Consider the following 19,450-nt stretch of genomic DNA (forward strand, 5'->3'; position numbering starts at 1 on the left):
CGGACCCTATTCCAACAATCACTTCAGGACCGGGGTAGGTGGAGACGATAATTATACCGGCGAAAGACACTGCGAGAACAGGTCCCCTTTGGGCGTCTTACAAAGACCATAAGGATCCGGCGGCTCGCGAGGAACTGATCCTGATTTATGCCCCTCTGGTGAAGTTTGTCGCTGGCCGGTTAGCGATCAGCCTCCCACCCAATGTGGAGCGGGACGACCTGATCAGTTACGGTGTGTTTGGTCTCATGGATGCGATAGAGAAATTTGATTTGGCTCGGGGCTTGAAGTTTGAAACCTACGCGATCGCACGCATCCGCGGCTCCATACTGGACGGTCTGCGGGCGATGGATTGGGTGCCCGTATCGGTGCGACAAAAAACGCGGGAGTTGGAAAAAACCTACGCCGCATTGTCCCAACGGCTGGGTCGGGAGGCCACCGATGAGGAGGTTGCCCAGGCGCTGGGACTGAACCTGAATGAGTTTGCCAAACTGTTGCAGGATGTCCAAGCGACGACCATTATGTCCCTGGACGAATACTGGCTCACCGATTCGGACAAGGGAGATCCGGTCCGCCTGATCGATTCGCTGGCTGACGAGCAGGTGGAAGAACCGACATCCGCCTTGGAATTTGAAGAGACTCGTCTACTGCTCGCACAGGCTATCGACAAGCTTCCAGAGAAAGAACGCACGGTGATCGCCCTCTATTATTATGAGGGTCTAACATTGAAAGAGATCGGCGCTGTCATCGGCGTATCGGAGTCACGGATCTCCCAGTTGCATACGAAAGCCGTTTTACGATTGAGAGGCCAATTGGCGAGGCAAAAGAAGAAAATATTCTGAACGGGTTGACAAATTGGGTCCTCCGGAGGTGAGAGTGTGAGCGGTTCTAGCATGGATACTGTTCCGGACAATTCGTCTGTTTCCGAAAACCGTCATGGCTGCTTCCAAATCGAGTACCGTTCGGAGGGCGTTGTTCTCTCTGTCTTTCCGCCTGTCGGCAAGGGAAGAGCGGTAACTGTGGAGGAGGTCTTGCAGGAGGTAAAGGAACGGGAGATCCGCAACGCCGATGGGAAAGTCATCCGTACTGCGGTCTTTCGCATGGAACAAAACGTTGTCATCGCCGAACCTCAGCAAGAGATCATCCGTGACGGTCAGGTCAAGGTCGATATCGATCGCGATGGCATGCGGGCCTACTTGATCGTCTACCCCCCCCGTGGGGGGAAGGCCGTCACCCTTGAAGCAGCGAAAAAGGCTTTGGAGCAGGCTGGCGTCATCTATGGCATTGACGAAGAAAAAGTCAGCCACGCCCTTACGCATATCCAAACGGGTCAACGCGTCACCGTAGCCGTTGGGAAGCCTCCGGAGGACGGGAAAAACGCCAAGATTGATTATAAAGTGAATACAGATACCCGGATTCGGCCTGTCGAATTGGAAGATGGACGGGTCGATTTTTACAATTTAAATTTAATCCGCAACGTTCAACCCGGCGAAATCCTCGCCATCCGCACCCCACCGACAGAAGGCATTGCGGGGTCGACGGTGATGGGCAAGGAAATCCGGCCGCGAGCAGGCAAGGACATGCGCATCCCGGCTGGGAAGAACACACAGCTCAGCGAAGATGGATGCATCTTAATGGCAGGCACGGCGGGCCATGTCTATTTTAACGGAGAGAAGATCCAGGTTGATCCTGTTTTTGAACTCAAAGGCGATGTGGACTTTTCCTCAGGCAACCTGAACTTTCTTGGTTCTATTGTCATTCGCGGGTCTGTCACTTACGGTTTTCAGGTCAACTGTGAAGGCGACCTGGAAGTGGGAGGATCCATCGACGGCGGTGCTGTCACCGTTGGCGGGAGCCTCACCGTCCGTCAGGGGATTCAGGGCCAACAAAAATCGATCATCACCGTCAAAGGCAATGTGCTCACACGGTTCATTGAAAACGCCACCGTCAAAGCGGGAGGGGACATCGTCGTCGGTGAAGGAATCATGCACTCCTCCGTCGACGCAGGAAGAGGCGTCACTGTCGGCGGCAAGAAGGGACTTATCGTCGGCGGCCGGTGCCGCGCCGGAGAAGAGATCCACGCGAAAAACGTCGGTTCGCTTCACTCCACTGTGACGGAAATTGAGGTAGGCATTCGCCCCGAAAAACGGGCCGCCTATAATGAATTGGCCAAAAAACTAAACGACGCCTGCGTCAACTTGGATAAAACGGAAAAAGCCGTCAACGTATTGAAAGAGTGGGAAAAACGACAGGGACAACTTCCCATGGAGAAGCGCATGCTGCTCTGGAAGCTGACACAGGCTTATTCGCAACTGTACAAAGACGTAGAAGCCTTGTCATCAGAAAAAGCGGCCTTTGACGCTGAGTTTGAACAGGTCGCCAAAGGCCGCATCCGCGTAGCGGCCCGACTTTACCCGGGCGTCAACATCCGCATCGGTCAGTACACCACGCGCATCCGTGATCCCATCGATTTTACGACGGTCTATATTGATAATGGGGAATTCCGCTTCACACCCTACGCCTAGATTTTTGCGCCTATTCATGGTACGATGGGGGTGAACGCCGGTGACCATTCGTCCCGTCGACATGCAGGTGATCGTGCCCAAGGTGACAGAGGTGGGCAGGCTGCAACAGGTGCAACAGCAGGCTCAGGAACTGCAACAGCAGTTTGTGGCGCAACAGACACAGACGCAAGCTGAACACCGTCAAAAAACGGTGCAGCAATCGCCCCAGTCGGAAGAATCACGCATCGAGGACCGTCAACGATCGAAAGAGCGGCGACAGCCAAAAGGGGAACAGAAGGGAAAGCAGGAACGCGACGACAATCATGATGACGGTTCGCCCGCAGGAGATCCACTCCGGGGCAGGATGCTGGACATTACCATTTAGCAAGAAAACGGGGGATGATGAACTGTGGATTCCGGCACGCTGTTAACAGGGATTGGATGCATCTTGATGGGTGCCGGTCTGACATCGTCATTCATGCAGCGGCAAAATCAGCGGGAAAAGCTGGAGCAGGAGACCCTGCGCAAACAATTGGCTGAAGCCCGTCTGGTGAAAAGGGATATGGAGACGCTTCTGGCTGCGGCCATGCAGACAGGCGATGAAGTGGTAGATCAACTGAAAATAGAAGTAGAAGCGGCTCGCAGGTTGCTCGAAAGATTGGAGACCTTGTCGACCATGGCGGATGAGAGTGCCGAAACGGATGGGTCGTCTCTACGGACGGAAGTCCCCTTTTTGCAGACGGAAGTCCCTCCACTGCGGACCGAAATCCGGTCTCTGCCGACAGAAGTCCGATCTCTACGGGATAACAGAGGGTGTGACGCCTCTCAACAAAACGAATCTCCTACCCGGCGGGAGACTGTCTTGCCGGAAGCATCCGGCGCCGAGAAAGTCAAGCCCATTCGACCGGTCTACATCCAGGAATACCTGCAGCATCAGGGCGCCCGCGCCGCTGCGTCAAGCAGCCCCATGAGCAGGGCGGAAACACTGCTGAAATCGCTGGGAGAGGGCGATCCGCGCCACTGGAGCAAAAGCCAGCGCTATGATTTGATCCCCCAATTGCGACGGATCGGTCTAAATGATGGAGAAATCGCCCAACTGCTTTATCTCGGCAAGGGGGAAGTGCAGTTGGTAAGTGAACTTCGTAGGAGGGCATAAGAGGGTGAACCGCGGTTATACCCCCGGAGATAAGAGAACCTTTCCCGGTCGTCAACCTTTTTGGTCGAGAGACGGGAGGGTTCTCTTTGCTTTGGGTTTGCTCCTTTTCGGCTTTGGTCTCGTCTTGCAATCGTTTACAGGGACGGACAAGCCGGCGCAGACGACCCTTTCGGTCATAGATCCGCAGGGGGCTGAATCGGCTTCCCAGAAAGAGAGTACGCCGCAGGTCCAAAAGCAAAGGGATGCACAGGATGCCTCCATTGACGCGCCGCCTTCCCCTTCTAAAGGATCGCTAAGCGCCAAGCATGAACCGGTTAGCCTGACCATCACGGTCACCTCTGGCGACACCTCGGAGACGGTGGCCCAAAAACTGAAGGCCATCGGCGTCATCGCTGATGCGGAACGGTTCAATCGCTATCTGGTGGAAAACGGCTACGCCACACGGATCCAGGACGGAACCCTCTCCATGTCGGTTGGGTTGGCGGAAGAGGAAATCGCCAAACGCCTGGTCGGAATGCGATAAATATCGACTTTCTCTCTTGTCTTCTCCTATGCATCTATGGTATCATTCTTGATGGTGTATTAATTCCACACGGTTGATGACCCTTTCTCAGGTGCCCTGGCAACGGGGTGGGGGGAGGGGAATGAAGCAACCGGAGGGCAAAACCTGGAAGGAGGTGGATGTTGTGGCGGTTATTTCGATGAAGCAGTTGCTGGAAGCCGGTGTTCACTTCGGACACCAGACCCGGCGCTGGAACCCTAAAATGGCGCCCTACATCTTCACGGAGCGGAACGGTATCTATATCATCGACCTGCAGAAGACGGTTCGCAAAGTTGATGAAGCGTACAATTTCATCCGTGAAGTGGCGACCCAAGGGAAGAAAATCCTGTTTGTCGGCACCAAAAAGCAGGCGCAGGATTCCGTCAAGGAAGAGGCCGAGCGTTGCGGCATGTACTACGTGAACCAGCGCTGGCTGGGCGGTATGCTCACCAACTTCCAGACGATTCAAAAGCGCATCTCCCGTCTGCGCGAACTCGAAAAGATGGAAGCTGACGGCACCTTTGAAGTCCTGCCGAAGAAAGAAGTCTCCAAGCTTCTCCATGAGAAAGAGAAGCTCGAACGCTTCCTCGGCGGCATCAAGGACATGAAGGACCTGCCGGGCGCCATTTTCGTGATCGACCCGCGGAAAGAGCGCATTGCCGTTGCCGAAGCGCGTCGCCTGGGGATCCCCCTGGTCGGCATCGTCGACACAAACTGTGACCCCGACGAGATCGACTATGTGATTCCTGGCAACGACGATGCCATCCGCGCTGTCAAGCTCTTGACAGCCAAGATGGCCGACGCTGTGATGGAAGGCAACCAAGGACAATCGGACGCCCAGTAGTCGAAAGGGGGTGACCGGGGGAAACCCCGCTGTCACCCTTTTTTGATGCCGCCCCCCTTACATAGGCTTCTAAAGGCCGAAGCAAAGGGTTATACTACCCGAATGAGGTCATACGAATAGGAGGAGTTTCGAACATGGTTACTGCAGCCATGGTAAAAGAACTGCGTGAACGGACTGGCGCAGGGATGATGGAGTGCAAAAAAGCGCTGGGCCACACCGATGGGGATATGGAAAAGGCTGTTGCCTACCTGCGCGAACGGGGCCTGGCCGCCGCCGCCAAGAAAGCCAGCCGCGTCGCTGCCGAAGGTCTCGTCGAGTCCTACATCCACGGTGGCGGTCGCATCGGCGTTCTCGTCGAAGTGAACTGCGAAACCGACTTTGTGGCCAAGACCGACGACTACAAAGCCCTCTGCAAGGACATCGCCATGCAGATCGCTGCTGCCAAGCCTGAGTATGTCCGTCGCGAAGAGGTGCCGACTGAGCAGATCGAAAAAGAGAAAGAGATCCTGCGCAACCAAGCCCTCAACGAAGGCAAGCCCGAAAAGATTGTCGACAAGATGGTCGAGGGCCGTGTCGAGAAGTATTACAAAGAGATCTGCCTGCTCGAACAGCCCTTCATCAAAAACCCCGACGTGACCGTTCAGCAGATGATCACCGAAGCCGTGGCCAAGATTGGCGAGAACATCAACGTCCGCCGCTTCGTCCGCTTCGAACTGGGCGAAGGCCTGGCCAAGCGCCAAGATGACTTCGCTTCGGAAGTCATGGCCGAAATCAACAAGTAAGCGAGAAAAAAGCAATACGAAAAAAGGGGACACGTTGTGTTCTCTTTTTTATAAATGCGGTTTTTTCAGGGAAGAGGATTTTCTTTCCGTTTGTAGAAGGGATAAAGTGAAAAGGGGAGGTACGCCCCATTGGAGCCGAAATATAAACGGGTCGTCCTAAAACTGAGCGGGGAAGCGCTGGCCGGTACGAAGGGCTATGGCATCGACCCCGATGTGGTCAATTCCATCGCTGATCAGGTCCGCGATGTAAAACAGAAGTGCGACGTCGAACTGGCCATCGTCGTCGGCGGGGGAAACATCTGGCGCGGCGTTGCCGGTTCCGCCAAGGGCATGGATCGCGCCACAGCCGACTACATGGGGATGCTGGCGACGATCATGAACTCCCTGGCCCTACAGGACGCGCTGGAAAAGCGTGATGTCCATACGCGGGTGCAGACGGCCATTGAGATGCGCCAGGTTGCCGAACCCTACATCCGCCGGCGGGCGATGCGTCACCTGGAAAAGGGACGAGTCGTCATCTTTGCCGCCGGAACGGGGAACCCCTACTTCTCCACCGATACGACAGCGGCCCTGCGGGCGGCGGAGATCGAGGCCGATGTGATCCTCATGGCCAAGCGCGGCGTTGATGGCGTCTATGATTCGGATCCGCGGAAAAATCCGGATGCGAAAAAGATCGACGAACTCACCTACATTGATGTGCTCAACCAGGGACTTGGCGTGATGGATTCGACGGCTACGTCATTATGCATGGATAATCAGATCGCCCTGATCGTCTTCGGCTTGGAAACGCCGGGAAACATCGAACGCGCCATCATGGGAGAGGAAATCGGCACGGTGGTTGGGAGGAAGTAGCATGATCAACGAGATCAAAAAAGAGACGGAAGATAAGATGAAAAAGACGGTGGAGGCCCTGCGCAAGGAATACCAGCATATCCGCGCCGGCCGGGCCAACCCCGCCTTGCTGGAGAAGGTGACTGTCGAGTACTACGGCGCGCCGACGCCGGTGAACCAGTTGGCCAACATCGCGGCGCCGGAGGCGCGATTGCTGACGATCCAGCCCTGGGACAAATCTGTCCTGCCAGCCCTCGAAAAGGCGATTCTCAAATCGGATCTTGGTTTGACGCCGACCAGCGACGGTTCGGTGATCCGCTTGGTCATCCCCCAACTGACGCAGGAGCGGCGCAACGAGCTGGTGAAGACGGTGAAAAAACGAGCCGAGGAACACCGGGTCATCCTGCGCAACCTGCGGAGAGACGCCAACGAGGATGTGAAAGACCTGCAAAAGGAGCACATCATCTCCGAGGACGAGGGGAAGCGCGGCCAGGAGGAGATCCAAAAGCTGACCGACAAGTACATCAAAGAAGTGGACCAGGTGGCCGAGCGCAAAGAAGCGGAGATCATGGAAGTGTGATGACCGCCTTCTGGGACCTGGAACAATTGGAACGGGACCTGATCGGCGTGACGGTGGAAAAGGCCGGTCAGATACTGGGAGAAAGAGGCATTGACGCCGATTTTCAGCCTACCGGCCCAGAACCTGCTCTGGGCGATTCCGACACTTCGGACGTTCCGGGTGCTCCGGACGCTCCAGGTGCTCCGGTGCAACGGGTCATCCAAGTGCGTCCGGGACCATCTCGACTGCTCATTATCTATGGGCGCTTTCGCCGCTATCCATTCCATGGAGTCGACTAGACCCCCTCGGGGCCCCGAGGGGGTTCGTCACTCCCGGCTTTTTATAAAGATAGGGAACATATACGGGAGGGGTCTCTTTGCCACCATCGTTTTGGCCCTTTGGCCGATCAAAGGATGCCGAGCCGGAGCAGTCGCTGATCCAAAAAATTGACCCTCATCGTATACCCCAGCATGTGGCCATCATCATGGACGGCAATGGCCGGTGGGCGAAACGCAGGGGATTGCCGCGCGTCGCCGGGCACCGGGCGGGTGTGCAGTCTCTGCGCCGCGTCCTGGAGACCTGTGAGGAATTCGGTATCCGCTATCTTACCGTCTACGCCTTTTCGACGGAGAACTGGAAGCGCCCTGCCGACGAGGTGAACGCGCTCTTCGATTTGCTTGTCGAGTACCTGCAGCGGGAACTGGACACCCTCCATGACAAGGGGGTGCAGATTCGCGCCATCGGCAAAGTTTCCGAATTGCCTGAAAATCCCCGGAAAGAATTGGAGCGGGCTGTCCGCCATACGGCAAACAATGACAAACTGATCCTCAACGTGGCCCTGAACTACGGCGGACGGATCGAGATCGTCGAAGCGGTCAAGGCCATCGCCCGTCAGGCCCGTGATGGACAGATCGATCCCGAGCGCATCGATGAGGCGTTCCTGAACCGGCACCTCTACACGGCCGATGTGCCTGATCCCGATCTGTTGATCCGGCCATCGGGTGAACTGCGGCTCTCCAATTTCCTGCTCTGGCAGTCGGCCTATACGGAGATCTGGGTCACACCCACCCTCTGGCCTGATTTTGGGCGGAAAGAGATGATCCAGGCGCTCGTCGATTACCAGGGACGGGACCGGCGCTTTGGTGGAGTCAAAGTCTAGGAGGAGCTTCCTGCATGCTCTGGAAACGCGTCGTCAGCGCCCTCGTCGGCGTACCGCTCCTGGTCGCTGTCGTTTGGGCCGGCGGGTGGGCCATGACAGCCGCTGTGATGGTGCTTGCCGTCGGCGGCTTTTATGAATACCTGCAGATGGTCCGGCGGATGGAGGCGGAGCCGCCTGCCTGGTTGGGGTATGCCCTCTCTGTAGCGCTTGTCTTGGCTGCCCATTTCGGCGGTGCGCCGATCCCGGCGATCGTAGCCGCTGCCGGGATTGCCTTTCTGCTCCAACTTGTTCTGGCTTTTCCGAAGGCGAGGCCGGCCGATGGGGCCTTGGCATTCACCGGCGCCTTTGTCATCGCCTGGCTCCTGGGCCACCTGATCCTGTTGCGCAGTCTGCCCAGCGGCGTCGAGGCGGTGTTGATCGCCTTTTTTCTGACCTGGGCCACCGACACGGGCGCCTACTTCGCCGGCCGTTCCCTTGGGAAGCGCCCCTTGGCGGCCCGTGTCAGCCCAAAGAAGACCCTGGAAGGTTCCCTGGGCGGACTGCTTGCAGCGGCGCTCGTCGGTGTCATCCTCGGTCCACGATGGTTTCCCGCTACCTCATGGGTGATTTGGCTGCCCTTTTCCCTGGTCGTCTCCGCTCTGGGTCAACTGGGCGACCTGGCCGAATCGGCCCTGAAACGGATCGCCGGGGTGAAGGATTCGGGGAATCTGATCCCTGGACACGGCGGCGTCCTCGACCGCTTCGACAGCATCCTCTGGACGGCGCCGGCAACCTATTACTTTTTGCGATTCATTGAGGAGTATCTGCGATGAACGACTGGCAACACTGGCTGGGCCATTTCCTTCGCCTGGCCGCCGTCGCCCTCTTTATCGGGCTCGCCTATTTCGTCATCCAATACGCACTCCCCCTGACGGTGGAGGTTTTCCGCCGTCTGGGCGTCTACCTGTTGCCTTTTTTACTGGGGGCGATGATCGCCCTGCTCATTGAACCGGTCGTTGAGTTTCTGACGAAGAAGACGGGCCTCTCTCGAACGTTGACCACCTTTGTGACGCTGCTGCTCTTTCTCGGTCTCGTCAGTGTCGGCCTGGTCGTCGTTATCAGCCGCCTCGTCGTTGAGATGGTCACCATCGCATCGAGCCTGCCGTCGCCTCAGTTTCTGACGAACGCCTTTACGGAATGGACCAAGGCGGTGGCGCCTTATTACGAGCTGATCCATTCGTCGCCGGAGATTTACACGACAGTGGAGCGGATCGCCGGCGAGGGCGTCGTGGCCGTAAAAAATATGGCTGTTTCCGGGTCAAACTATCTCTTAGACATGATCACGTCGCTCCCGTCCTTTTTCACGATCCTGGCCTTCAGCCTGGTGGCCAGCTACTTCTTCAGCCGCGACAAAGGGGCCATCCTGCAGTTGGTCTACAACGTCGTGCCCAACGATCGGGCCGCCCAGGTCCGCCAGGTCATCCTGGAACTTGGCGACGCCTTTGTCGGCTTTGTTCGCGCCCAGGTGATCCTCGTTTCCATCACTGGCTTGTTGACGATCATCGGGCTCTATCTCTTGGACAATGAATATGCCTTTACCATCGGGATCCTTACGGGGATCATGGACCTGCTGCCGATCCTGGGGCCCGGTCTCGTCTTCTTGCCCTGGATTATCTGGGAACTGCTCACCGGCCAGTTTCCGGCAGCAGCCAATCTGAGCATCCTCTACGGCATCCTGGTGCTCAACCGCCAGTTTATTGAACCGAAGGTGGTTGCCGATTCCATCGGCCTGCACCCCTTAGCCACCTTGACCGCCCTCTATGTGGGCTTAAAGGCTTTCGGGGTGATCGGGGTCATCATCGGTCCGACAATTGTGCTGCTGCTCGTATCGATGCACCGGGCAGGGGTTTTCAAGAATTTCCGAACGAGGTGAACGGCTTGAACAAAGGGATCGCCATCCTGGGGTCGACAGGCTCCATCGGTCGACAGACGCTGGAGGTCGTCGATCGGAGTGAAGGTCGCTTGACTGTGCAGGCCCTGGCCGCCGGCAGCAACTGGAAAGAATTGCTTGCTCAGATCGAGATCTACCGGCCGCGTCTGGCGGCAATGATGGAAACAGAGGCGGCTGAGCGGCTCGCCGAGGCGCTTCGGGAACGGGAGTTGTCCATCCCCGTCGTGACCGGTGAGGCGGGGCTGGCTGAAGCGGCTTGCCTGCCCGAGGTGGATACGGTCGTCACCGCCGTCAGCGGCGCCATCGGCTTGGGGCCGACGATGGCGGCCATTGAGGCGGGAAAAGAGATCGCCCTGGCGAACAAGGAGACCCTCGTCGCCGCCGGCCCGCTTGTCATGGCGGCGGCGCGCCGCCGCGAGGTGGCCATCCTGCCTGTCGACAGTGAGCACTCGGCCATCTTCCAGTGCTTGCAAGGCCAGGACCGCCGCTTGGCGCGCCTGATCCTGACGGCCTCGGGCGGACCCTTCCGGGACAAAAGCCTAGAAGAGTTGCATCAGGTCACGCCGGAAGACGCACTCCGCCATCCCAACTGGCGCATGGGTCCCAAGATCACCATCGACTCGGCCTCGCTGATGAACAAGGGGCTGGAGGTGATCGAGGCGCGCTGGCTCTTTGACATCGATTTTGACGACATCGAGGTGCTCGTCCATCCTCAGAGCATCGTCCACTCCATGGTTGAGTTTGCCGACGGCTCCTTCCTCGGTCAGATGGGCCTGCCCGACATGCGGCTGCCCATCCAGTACGCCCTCACGTACCCGGAGCGGTGGCAAACCGGCTGGCCGCGCCTCGACTTTACGAAGACGGCGGCGCTGACCTTCCGGCGGCCTGATCTGGAGCGGTTCCCGTCATTGGAACTTGCGCTCACGGCTGGGCGGACAGGCGGATCCCTGCCTGCCGTCATGAACGCCGCCAATGAGGTGGCTGTCCACGCCTTTTTGGACCACCGGATCGGCTTCATGGATATCCCCCGCATCGTCCGGGAGGCGATGGAGGCCCATGAATGGCAGAAGGAGCCGGACCTGCCGGCGATCCGCCAGGCCGACGCGTGGGCCCGGCGCTTTGTGGCGGAACAGGTAGGAAAGGGAAGGGAGGTTTCCGCTTGATCACATTCCTGGCCTCGGTCTTCGTGTTCGGGTTGATGATTTTCTTCCATGAACTGGGGCACTTCGCCGTCGCCAAGGCGGTCGGCGTCCGGGTTCTGGAATTCAGCATCGGCATGGGTCCGCGGCTGTTCGGCTTGCGCCGGGGGGCCACCCTCTACGCGTTGCGCCTGCTGCCCGTCGGCGGTTTCGTGCGCATGGCCGGCATGGAGCCCGGCGAAGACGGCCAGTTTCCGGCGGCAACGTCCGATCCGGGAAACTTCAACAACAAGACGGTGCTGCAACGGGCGGCGGTGATCTTCGCCGGTTCTTTCATGAACTTCATCCTGGCGTTCCTGCTGTTCATCTACATCTACACCATCATCGGCGTGCCGACCTACTCCAACGTCATCGGCGACGTCCTGGCAGGCAAACCGGCCCAAACGGCCGGCATCCGGCCAGGTGATCGCATCGTCGCTGTCGACGGCAAAGCGACCGCGAACTGGGCGGAACTGATCCAGGAGATCCATCCCCGGGGCGGTCAGGAACTGACCCTCACCGTGGAGAGCCAGGGCGCGGTCCGCGATGTCAAAGTCGTTCCGGCTGTTGAGCCCGAGCGCAACGTCGGTCAGATCGGGATCACCGTCGATGACAAGTCGGTCTATCACGAGAAAAAGGGACTGTTCACATCGCTGAAGCTCGGTATCGCCAACACCGTCGCCATCACCACCATGATCCTGCAGTCGATCTTTCAGATGATCACCGGCGCCGCGCCAGCTGAGGTGGGCGGGCCCGTGATGATCGTCAGCGAGATCGGCAAGGCGGCGCAGGTGGGGCTGATGCCCCTCTTGATGCTGGCGTCCGTGCTCTCGATCAACCTGGGCTTGCTAAACCTCTTTCCCATCCCCGCCTTGGATGGCAGCCGGCTTGTTTTCCTCGGCCTCGAGGCACTGCGCGGTCGCCCCATCGATCCGGCCAAGGAGAGCATGATCCACATGATCGGCTTTGCCCTCTTGATCGGGTTGATGCTGCTCATCGCCTACAAAGACGTGCTGAAACTGTTGGGAGGGGGGTAAGCCGATGGAAATTGCACTGCCTCGCCGGAAGACCCGCCGCATCTATGTCGGGACCGTTCCTATCGGCGACGGGGCGCCTGTGTCGGTCCAGTCCATGTGCAACACGGACACCCGCGACGCAGCCGCCACGCTCGATCAGATCAACCGCCTTGCCGCCGCCGGTTGCGAGATCATCCGGGTGGCCGTCCCTGACGCCCAGGCTGTTGACGCCTTGCCCGCCATCGTAAACGGGTCGCCCGTTCCGGTCATCGCTGACATCCACTTCAACCACAGATTGGCCATCGGCGCTTTGAAGTCCGGTGTGCAAGGCCTGCGGCTTAACCCCGGCAATATCGGCGGCGCCGAGAACGTGCGGGAGGTGCTGGCCGCCGCCCGGGAACGGCAGGTCCCCATCCGCATCGGCGTTAACGCCGGTTCGCTGGAAAAAGGGCTTTTGGAAAAATACGGTGGCGTCACCCCGGAAGCCATGGTGGAAAGCGCCCTCGGCCACATCCGTCTGCTCGAAGACGAGAACTACCCCTGGATGAAGATCTCCCTCAAGGCCTCCTCGGTGCCGCTGATGCTGGCGGCCTACCGGTCGCTGGCTGAAAAGGTAGACTACCCGCTGCACATCGGCGTCACTGAAGCGGGAACGGTGCGCTCCGGCATCATCAAGTCAGCCGCCGGCATCGGCGCCCTCCTCGCCCAGGGGATCGGCGATACCTTGCGCGTCTCCCTGACGGGCGATCCCCTGCCGGAGGTCCGCACCGGCTGGGAGATCCTCAAGTCGCTGGGTTTGCGGAAACGCGGTCCTGAGTTGATCTCCTGCCCGACCTGCGGCCGTTGCCAGGTGAACCTGACTGCCGTCGCCGAGGCGGTCGAGACGGCGCTGGAGAAGGAGACGAGGCCGATCAAGGTCGCTGTCATGGGATGTGTCGTCAACGGCCCCGGCGAGGCGCGCGAGGCCGATGTGGGCATCGCCGGGGGCAACGACTGCGGCCTCATCTTCCGCAAAGGCGAAATCGTCCGCAAGGTCTCCCAGGCCGAGATGGTGGAGGCCCTGCTGGAGGAGATCGGGAAGTTGCCGGCGGAGTAGCGCCTTCTTTGTTCTTGTCCGCCTCGCCATTCACAATGGAATCTATTATCGTGCAAATGACATGTCAAGTTGACAAATGAAACGACGTGTGAAATCACGTGTGAAATCTGCGCGTGAAAGGCCGAGGAAATGGCAAAACTATCGATTAAGTCTTGTACGCCTTGATCAAAGTTGCCTGCAATGCGGCATCGCATAGCGGATAGGCAGTGTAAGCATGCCGATGCGCGGTCAAAGCAAAGACAAAAACCAAAAATGTAATACATAAAAAAGAGAACCGTCTCCAGAAATACTGTGGAGTGTGACGACACCGTGCGCATGTCGCAACTTTTTGCCCCCACTTTGCGGGAAACACCGGCTGAAGCTGAAGTCATCAGCCATCAACTGTTGCTGCGGGCCGGCTTCATCCGCCGATCCTCGGCCGGCGTGTACCACTACCTCCCGCTGGGACACCGGGTGCTCCAGCGGATCATGGCTATCGTCCGTGAGGAGATGAACGCCGCCGGCGGACAGGAACTGCTGATGCCGATCATCCAGCCGGCGGAGATCTGGCTCCAGTCGGGCCGCTGGCACGTCTACGGCGACGAACTTTTCCGCCTGAAAGACCGGCACCAGCGCGATTTCTGCCTCAGCCCAACCCATGAGGAGAGCATCACCGATCTGGTCAAAAACAACGTCTCCTCCTACCGGGACCTGCCGATGCTGCTTTATCACATCACCAACAAGTACCGCGACGAGCGCCGCCCCCGTTTCGGCCTCATGCGGGGCCGCGAGTTCATCATGAAGGACCTCTACTCCTTCGACCGCGATGAAGCGGGTTTGCATGAATCCTACATGAAGATGTACCAGGCCTATATGAACATATTCCGCCGCTGCGGCCTCACCTTCCGGCCCGTCGAGGCCGATCCGGGCGCCATTGGCGGCACCGGCGGCTCCCATGAGTTCATGGTTCTCGCCGAATCGGGCGAGGCGGAGATCGTCTACTGTGACGCCTGTGATTACGCGGCCAACACGGAAAAGGCCGAGTGCAAGCCCCAGGTGACGGCGGGCCTGCCGCCGCTGCCGGCGGAGCAGGTGGCCACGCCGGGTCAAAAAACCATCGAAGAGATCTGCAACTTCCTCAAGGTTGCCCCGGCTGACACGATCAAGACCATGATCTTCCGCGCCGACGATGACCTCGTCATGGCGCTGATCCGCGGCGACCGGGAGATCAACGAGGTCAAGTTGAAAAACCTCCTTGATTGCCTCGATCTCCGCATGGCCACCGAGGAAGAATGCCGAGAGGTCAGCCCCGGCGGCGCCGGTTACCTCGGCCCCGTCGGCATCAAGGACATCCCCATCTACGCCGACCCTGAGGTGATGGCCTTGACGCGGGCCGTCGCCGGCGCCAATGCGCCGGACGCCCACCTGATCCATGTATGCCCCGGAAGGGACTTCACCGTCAAAGCGACGGCCGACCTGCGCCTCGTCCAGGTAGGAGAACCCTGTCCCCAGTGCGGCGCTCCCCTGAAAAAGGCCCGCGGCATCGAGGTGGGGCAGGTCTTCAAACTGGGCACCAAGTACTCGAAAGCCCTGAATTGCACCTTCCTCGACGAAAAAGGCCAGGAGAACCTGATGGTGATGGGCTGCTACGGCGTCGGCGTCAGCCGCACCATGGCGGCCGCCATCGAGCAGAACCACGATGGGAACGGCATCGTCTGGCCCATGGCCATCGCCCCCTTCCAGGTCCTCGTCGTGCCCGTCTCGAACAAAGACGCCGCCCAGATGGAGGCCGCCGAGGCCATCTACAAGGAACTGAACGCCAAGGGCATCGACGCATTGCTCGACGACCGTGCCGAACGGGCCGGCGTCAAGTTCAAGGACGCCGACCTGATCGGCATCCCCGTCCGCATCACCGTCGGCAACAAGCTGGCCAGTGACGGCGTGGTGGAGGTCAAACTGCGCCGGGGCGGCGAGCAGTTCACTGCGCCCCGGGAGGACGTGGTTGCCCAGGTGCAGGCGCTGATCCGGGAGCAAATGGAAGCGACGGCTGGATAAATGACAAGACTCGCTGCTCAATGAAGGGCTGCTTTTCAAAGCACCCTGGCCCGGCGGTATTACTGACCAAGAGGTGAAGCCTTTGTCTCTCTCCGTGATCATTCCGGCTTATAATGAGGAACGCACTGTGGCCGACGTCGTTCGAGCCGCCCTTGCATCTCCTTATCGGGATGACGTGATCGTCATCAATGACGGCTCGGAGGATCAAACGGCAGCACAGGCGCAGGCGGCCGGCGCCCGGGTGCTCGAACTTCCCGAAAACAGAGGCAAGGGCGCCGCCATGAAGGCTGGCGCCCTTGCCGCCTATTATCCGGCGTTGCTTTTTCTTGACGCCGACCTGATCGGCCTCCGACCGGAACACCTCGTCCACCTGGCTACACCTCTGTTAGAAAACAAGGCAGACATGACTGTCGGCATCTTTGAACAGGGTCGCTCGACGACTGACCTTGCCCAACTGGTGGCGCCCTACCTGTCAGGACAGCGGGCGATCAGAAAAGAGATCCTTCTGGATGTGTACGCATTGGCCGATACCCGCTATGGCGTGGAGGTCGCCTTAACCCGGCATTTTCGGGACCGTCCCCACCTGCGCAGCCAAGCGGTCTTCCTGTCCGGGCTGACACACCGGATGAAGGAAGAAAAGCTTGGGCTGGTCGAGGGATTCAAGGCGCGGATGAAGATGTACTGGGAGGTCGGTTCGGTTATCCTGGATCGCGAGCCCAGGGACTAACGGAAAAGGGCGAACTGGAACCATTCGATTCCTCTTTCAGTAAATGCAATAAAAATGATCATCAGAAAGGGAGAGAAGGTATTTAGGCCTTCTCTTTTTTTACGTCTCCGTCCGGGGTCCACAAACTTTCGTCAGATAGCGCAGACAGCGGCATTCGGACAAAGGCCATCCGGACATCCTTTTGCAGGTTCTTTGTCTTCTTTACCGCCCTTCCACGTAAGCTGTATTAAAGGGAACTTAACAACCCCGGCCCAGGAGGAGGCGCCGGCCATGTGGAAATCATCGATTCAGTAAATTTTTTAAAAAGGAACAGCACATGAAGGGGTGACCGGCGAGAGGAAGGCAGCGAGACAACCGGCGCGGGGGCGCACAGGAAAAACCAACAGGGAAAGGCGGCTGGCACATTGGAAGATCTAAAGATCTACATCCTCGACACCAACGTGCTTCTGCAGGACCCCGAAGCGATTTTCGGGTTTCATGATAACGATGTGGTGATTCCGGCGGCTGTCATCGAAGAGTTGGACGGAAAAAAGAGATTCCAGGACGAGATCGGGCGCAGCGCCCGCCTGGCTTCCCGGCTGCTCGACGGGATGCGTGAGAGAGGATTTCTCCATGTAGGGGTTCCACTTCCCGATGGCGGTGCCTTGCGGGTGGAACTCAACCATCGCGACCTGTCCGGTTTTCCCGAGGCCTTTCAACCGGCCACCAACGACAACCGCATCCTCTCTGTCGCCTTCAATTTGAAAAAAGAAGAGGCGCTCAGGGGCGGCAAGGGGAGACCGGTGATCATCGTCTCAAATGACGCCATCGTGCGCATCAAGGCCGATGTGCTTGGCATCGAAGCCCAGGAATACAAACGGGACCGTGTGGCCTATGACCGCGATCTCTACATGGGTTTTCGCGAATTGACCGTGCCGGCCTGGCTGATCGACCGGCTTTACAAGGAACAGTCGATCGATCCCGAGGAAGAGGCGCTGCTGGCCGGCATCCCCTGGTGTCCCCATGAGTACGCCATCCTGCGTGATGCCCTGGGATCGAGCCGTTCCGCCATCGCCCAAGTCAGCGGTGATCGCCGGCAGATGGCGCTGGTGCCGCCAGCCACCGCCTCCGTCTGGGGCGTGACCCCCCGCAACGTGCAGCAGAAGATGGCCCTGCGCCTGCTGCTGGACGACAACATCCCCCTTGTGACCATCTGCGGCAAGGCTGGCACCGGCAAGACGCTGCTGGCGCTGGCCTCCGCCCTCCATAAAACGATGGACGAGGAACGCTATAAAAAGATCCTCGTGTCCAAGCCGGTCGTGCCGATGGGCCGGGACATGGGCGCACTCCCCGGCGAAATCGACGACAAGCTGCGTCCGTGGATGCAGCCCATTTACGATAATCTGGAATTCCTGCTCGGCTCCAAGAGCGACATGATGAAAGATATCCTGGAGGAGTACGGGACCATCCAGGTGGAAGCCCTGTCCTATATCCGGGGCCGCAGCATCCCCAAGCAGTTCATCATCATCGACGAGGCCCAGAACCTCTCCAAACACGAGATCAAGACCATCGTCTCCCGCGTGGGCGAGAACAGCAAGATCGTCGTCATGGGCGACCCACAGCAGATCGACGCGCCCTATCTGGACGAAACGAACAACGGCCTCGTCTACCTGGTGGAAAAATTCAAGCACCAGGAGGCGGCCGGCCATGTGGTGCTCACCAAGGGCGAACGGTCGCGGCTGGCCCAGTTGGCGGCAGACCTGTTATAGCCGGGCAGGCGGTGGTGCTCTTACAACCCCGCCTTGAGCGAAGGTTGACAACATGGTAAAATCGAGGAAAAGGGGTGGCCCTGGGGGGCCACCTGTTTTATGCGGCGATTGAATTTCTGCAATTGCTGAGAACAATGGAGAAACATAAAGACATGATGACAGATAAAGCGCATGAACAAACAGACGTCCTGATCCTGTCGGTCGAGGCCGGAACCGGTCATGGCCGGGCGGCGCAGGCCGTTGCCAGAGCGCTGGAGGGTCGCGGCATGACCGCCCGGATCGAGGATGCCTTCGCCTTCGGGCCCCACTGGGTCTTTGCCTCGGTCATCGGCGCCTACCTTCGGGTGCTGGAACTGGCGCCGTCCCTTTACCGCTTTCTCTATCATTCGGCAGCTAGGCCCAAGGCCGGCTTTTTGGGACAACAACTGATGACAGCCTACCTGGAGGCATTTATCGGCGAGGGAATGGCCGACTTGATCCGCCGGAGCCAGCCGAAGGCGATCCTTTGCACCCATCCGTTTCCGATGGGGGTGCTCTGCCGCTTCCAGGAAAAAGGGTGGTTGAAGCAGCCCTTGGCCGGCGTGGTCACCGATTTCTGCATCCATCCCTTCTGGGCTTTTCCTGGCGTCCACCGCTACTACGTGGCCGGAGAGGCGCTTCTGGACGAACTGGCTTCCTACGGTTTGGATCGGGAGCGGGGACAGGTGACCGGCATCCCTATCGATCAATCCTTTCAGCAAGCCGCCCGTTTGTCCCGCAGCGAGGCAGAGGCGCAATTGGGCCTTTCACCGTCAGGGAGACGGCTGCTCGTCATGGGAGGCGGGCTCGGTCTCGGTCCCGTTGAAGACTGGGTCCGCGGGCTGCTCAGGGCGTCCCTGGCTGACACGCAGATCGTCGTCATCGCCGGTCGCAACGAGGACCTGGAGACGCGCCTCCGGACGATCATCGCGCCGCCGGAACGGCTCGTCGTCCTGGGTTTCACCAACCGGGTGCCGGCGCTGATGGCCTGCAGCGACCTGTTCATCACCAAACCGGGCGGCCTCTCTTCGTCGGAGGCGCTCGCCATGGGCCTGCCGCAAATCCTCTTCCCGCCCCTGCCCGGCCATGAGGAGGTCAACCAGCGCTTCCTCATCCGTCACCAGAGCGCCTGGGAGGTTAAAGAAGGGGAGCTTGTCGCCCAGGTCGAGGCGATCCTATCCGATGAGAAGGAACTGGAAGCGCGCCGGGAGGCGGCTCGCCGACTGGGCAACGTCTTCGCCGCCGATGCGGTGGCCGCCGATGTGGCGAAGCTGATCGGCTGAACCATAAATTACATTGCGATAATAGGCGGCAACAACTTGCCGCACAG

General features: G+C 59.1%; 20 protein-coding genes. All 20 read left to right on the plus strand.

Annotation, left to right across the window (positions count from 1 at the left end):
• The first annotated feature begins 38 nt into the window (after nt 1-38).
• The 20 genes from whiG (at nt 39) to GTO91_RS12695 (ending at nt 19,403) form a co-directional block, all read left to right on the plus strand.
• Entirely contained in the window at nt 39-839 is an 801-nt protein-coding gene (gene whiG / locus GTO91_RS12600; RefSeq protein ID WP_161259081.1) for an RNA polymerase sigma factor WhiG, read from the plus strand.
• A gap of 36 nt (nt 840-875) precedes the next feature.
• The gene (locus tag GTO91_RS12605; RefSeq protein WP_161259082.1) at nt 876-2,522 is read left to right on the plus strand and encodes a DUF342 domain-containing protein; all 1,647 of its coding nucleotides are present in this window, start codon (nt 876-878) and stop codon (nt 2,520-2,522) included.
• Between the two features lie 40 nt (nt 2,523-2,562).
• The gene (locus GTO91_RS12610; RefSeq protein ID WP_161259083.1) at nt 2,563-2,886 is read left to right on the plus strand and encodes a hypothetical protein; all 324 of its coding nucleotides are present in this window, start codon (nt 2,563-2,565) and stop codon (nt 2,884-2,886) included.
• Between the two features lie 66 nt (nt 2,887-2,952).
• Complete coding sequence (locus GTO91_RS12615; protein WP_161259084.1) at nt 2,953-3,657, plus strand: hypothetical protein; 705 nt, start codon at nt 2,953-2,955, stop codon at nt 3,655-3,657.
• 91 nt (nt 3,658-3,748) lie between these two features.
• Nucleotides 3,749-4,180, plus strand: a complete 432-nt coding sequence (locus tag GTO91_RS12620; RefSeq protein ID WP_161259085.1) for an endolytic transglycosylase MltG — start codon at nt 3,749-3,751, stop codon at nt 4,178-4,180.
• 163 nt (nt 4,181-4,343) lie between these two features.
• Nucleotides 4,344-5,042 carry a 30S ribosomal protein S2 gene (gene rpsB, locus GTO91_RS12625; RefSeq protein ID WP_161259118.1) on the plus strand — a complete coding sequence of 233 codons (699 nt, stop codon included), beginning with the start codon at nt 4,344-4,346 and terminating at the stop codon, nt 5,040-5,042.
• A 134-nt stretch (nt 5,043-5,176) separates the two neighbouring features.
• On the plus strand, nt 5,177-5,824 hold the full coding sequence (gene tsf, locus GTO91_RS12630) for a translation elongation factor Ts (protein ID WP_161259086.1): 648 nt from the start codon (nt 5,177-5,179) through the stop codon (nt 5,822-5,824).
• Between the two features lie 129 nt (nt 5,825-5,953).
• Complete coding sequence (pyrH, locus tag GTO91_RS12635; RefSeq protein WP_161259087.1) at nt 5,954-6,676, plus strand: UMP kinase; 723 nt, start codon at nt 5,954-5,956, stop codon at nt 6,674-6,676.
• A gap of 1 nt (nt 6,677) precedes the next feature.
• Nucleotides 6,678-7,235, plus strand: a complete 558-nt coding sequence (frr, locus tag GTO91_RS12640; protein ID WP_161259088.1) for a ribosome recycling factor — start codon at nt 6,678-6,680, stop codon at nt 7,233-7,235.
• Nucleotides 7,235-7,513, plus strand: coding sequence for a hypothetical protein (locus GTO91_RS12645; protein ID WP_161259089.1), 279 nt, complete (start codon nt 7,235-7,237; stop codon nt 7,511-7,513). The genes frr and GTO91_RS12645 overlap by 1 nt, the downstream gene beginning before the upstream one ends.
• 77 nt (nt 7,514-7,590) lie before the next feature.
• Nucleotides 7,591-8,373: an isoprenyl transferase gene (locus tag GTO91_RS12650; RefSeq protein ID WP_161259090.1), complete on the plus strand. Its 783-nt coding sequence runs from the start codon at nt 7,591-7,593 to the stop codon at nt 8,371-8,373.
• A 14-nt stretch (nt 8,374-8,387) separates the two neighbouring features.
• A complete protein-coding gene (locus tag GTO91_RS12655) occupies nt 8,388-9,185 on the plus strand; it encodes a phosphatidate cytidylyltransferase (RefSeq protein ID WP_161259091.1) in 798 nt (265 codons plus the stop codon).
• Nucleotides 9,182-10,285 carry a sporulation integral membrane protein YtvI gene (ytvI, locus tag GTO91_RS12660; RefSeq protein WP_161259092.1) on the plus strand — a complete coding sequence of 368 codons (1,104 nt, stop codon included), beginning with the start codon at nt 9,182-9,184 and terminating at the stop codon, nt 10,283-10,285. Before GTO91_RS12655 ends, ytvI begins: the two co-directional genes overlap by 4 nt.
• Before the next feature lie 5 nt (nt 10,286-10,290).
• Nucleotides 10,291-11,466 (plus strand): 1-deoxy-D-xylulose-5-phosphate reductoisomerase, encoded by a 1,176-nt coding sequence (locus GTO91_RS12665; protein ID WP_161259093.1) that lies wholly within the window; start codon nt 10,291-10,293, stop codon nt 11,464-11,466.
• On the plus strand, nt 11,463-12,518 hold the full coding sequence (rseP, locus tag GTO91_RS12670; RefSeq protein WP_161259094.1) for an RIP metalloprotease RseP: 1,056 nt from the start codon (nt 11,463-11,465) through the stop codon (nt 12,516-12,518). Before GTO91_RS12665 ends, rseP begins: the two co-directional genes overlap by 4 nt.
• A gap of 4 nt (nt 12,519-12,522) precedes the next feature.
• Nucleotides 12,523-13,593 (plus strand): flavodoxin-dependent (E)-4-hydroxy-3-methylbut-2-enyl-diphosphate synthase, encoded by a 1,071-nt coding sequence (ispG, locus tag GTO91_RS12675; protein WP_170294233.1) that lies wholly within the window; start codon nt 12,523-12,525, stop codon nt 13,591-13,593.
• 309 nt (nt 13,594-13,902) lie between these two features.
• Nucleotides 13,903-15,627, plus strand: a complete 1,725-nt coding sequence (locus tag GTO91_RS12680) for a proline--tRNA ligase (RefSeq protein WP_161259095.1) — start codon at nt 13,903-13,905, stop codon at nt 15,625-15,627.
• Between the two features lie 73 nt (nt 15,628-15,700).
• Nucleotides 15,701-16,354, plus strand: coding sequence for a glycosyltransferase family 2 protein (locus tag GTO91_RS12685; protein WP_328793808.1), 654 nt, complete (start codon nt 15,701-15,703; stop codon nt 16,352-16,354).
• Nucleotides 16,355-16,758: 404 nt separating this feature from the next.
• Nucleotides 16,759-18,102 carry a PhoH family protein gene (locus tag GTO91_RS12690; RefSeq protein ID WP_161259096.1) on the plus strand — a complete coding sequence of 448 codons (1,344 nt, stop codon included), beginning with the start codon at nt 16,759-16,761 and terminating at the stop codon, nt 18,100-18,102.
• A gap of 152 nt (nt 18,103-18,254) precedes the next feature.
• Nucleotides 18,255-19,403: an MGDG synthase family glycosyltransferase gene (locus tag GTO91_RS12695; RefSeq protein WP_161259097.1), complete on the plus strand. Its 1,149-nt coding sequence runs from the start codon at nt 18,255-18,257 to the stop codon at nt 19,401-19,403.
• Nucleotides 19,404-19,450 lie beyond the last annotated feature (47 nt).

The organism is Heliomicrobium undosum (genome assembly GCF_009877425.1).
Lineage (GTDB): Bacteria > Bacillota > Desulfitobacteriia > Heliobacteriales > Heliobacteriaceae > Heliomicrobium > Heliomicrobium undosum.

Excerpts from the sequence above, each read along its gene's own strand:
- frr (WP_161259088.1), top strand. The coding sequence starts at position 6,678 with ATGATCAACGAGATCAAAAAAGAGACGGAAGATAAGATGAAAAAGACG.
- GTO91_RS12615 (WP_161259084.1), top strand. The coding sequence starts at position 2,953 with ATGGGTGCCGGTCTGACATCGTCATTCATGCAGCGGCAAAATCAGCGG.
- GTO91_RS12695 (WP_161259097.1), top strand. The coding sequence starts at position 18,255 with ATGATGACAGATAAAGCGCATGAACAAACAGACGTCCTGATCCTGTCG.
- ytvI (WP_161259092.1), top strand. The coding sequence starts at position 9,182 with ATGAACGACTGGCAACACTGGCTGGGCCATTTCCTTCGCCTGGCCGCC.
- ispG (WP_170294233.1), top strand. The coding sequence starts at position 12,523 with ATGGAAATTGCACTGCCTCGCCGGAAGACCCGCCGCATCTATGTCGGG.
- GTO91_RS12645 (WP_161259089.1), top strand. The coding sequence starts at position 7,235 with ATGACCGCCTTCTGGGACCTGGAACAATTGGAACGGGACCTGATCGGC.
- GTO91_RS12655 (WP_161259091.1), top strand. The coding sequence starts at position 8,388 with ATGCTCTGGAAACGCGTCGTCAGCGCCCTCGTCGGCGTACCGCTCCTG.
- tsf (WP_161259086.1), top strand. The coding sequence starts at position 5,177 with ATGGTTACTGCAGCCATGGTAAAAGAACTGCGTGAACGGACTGGCGCA.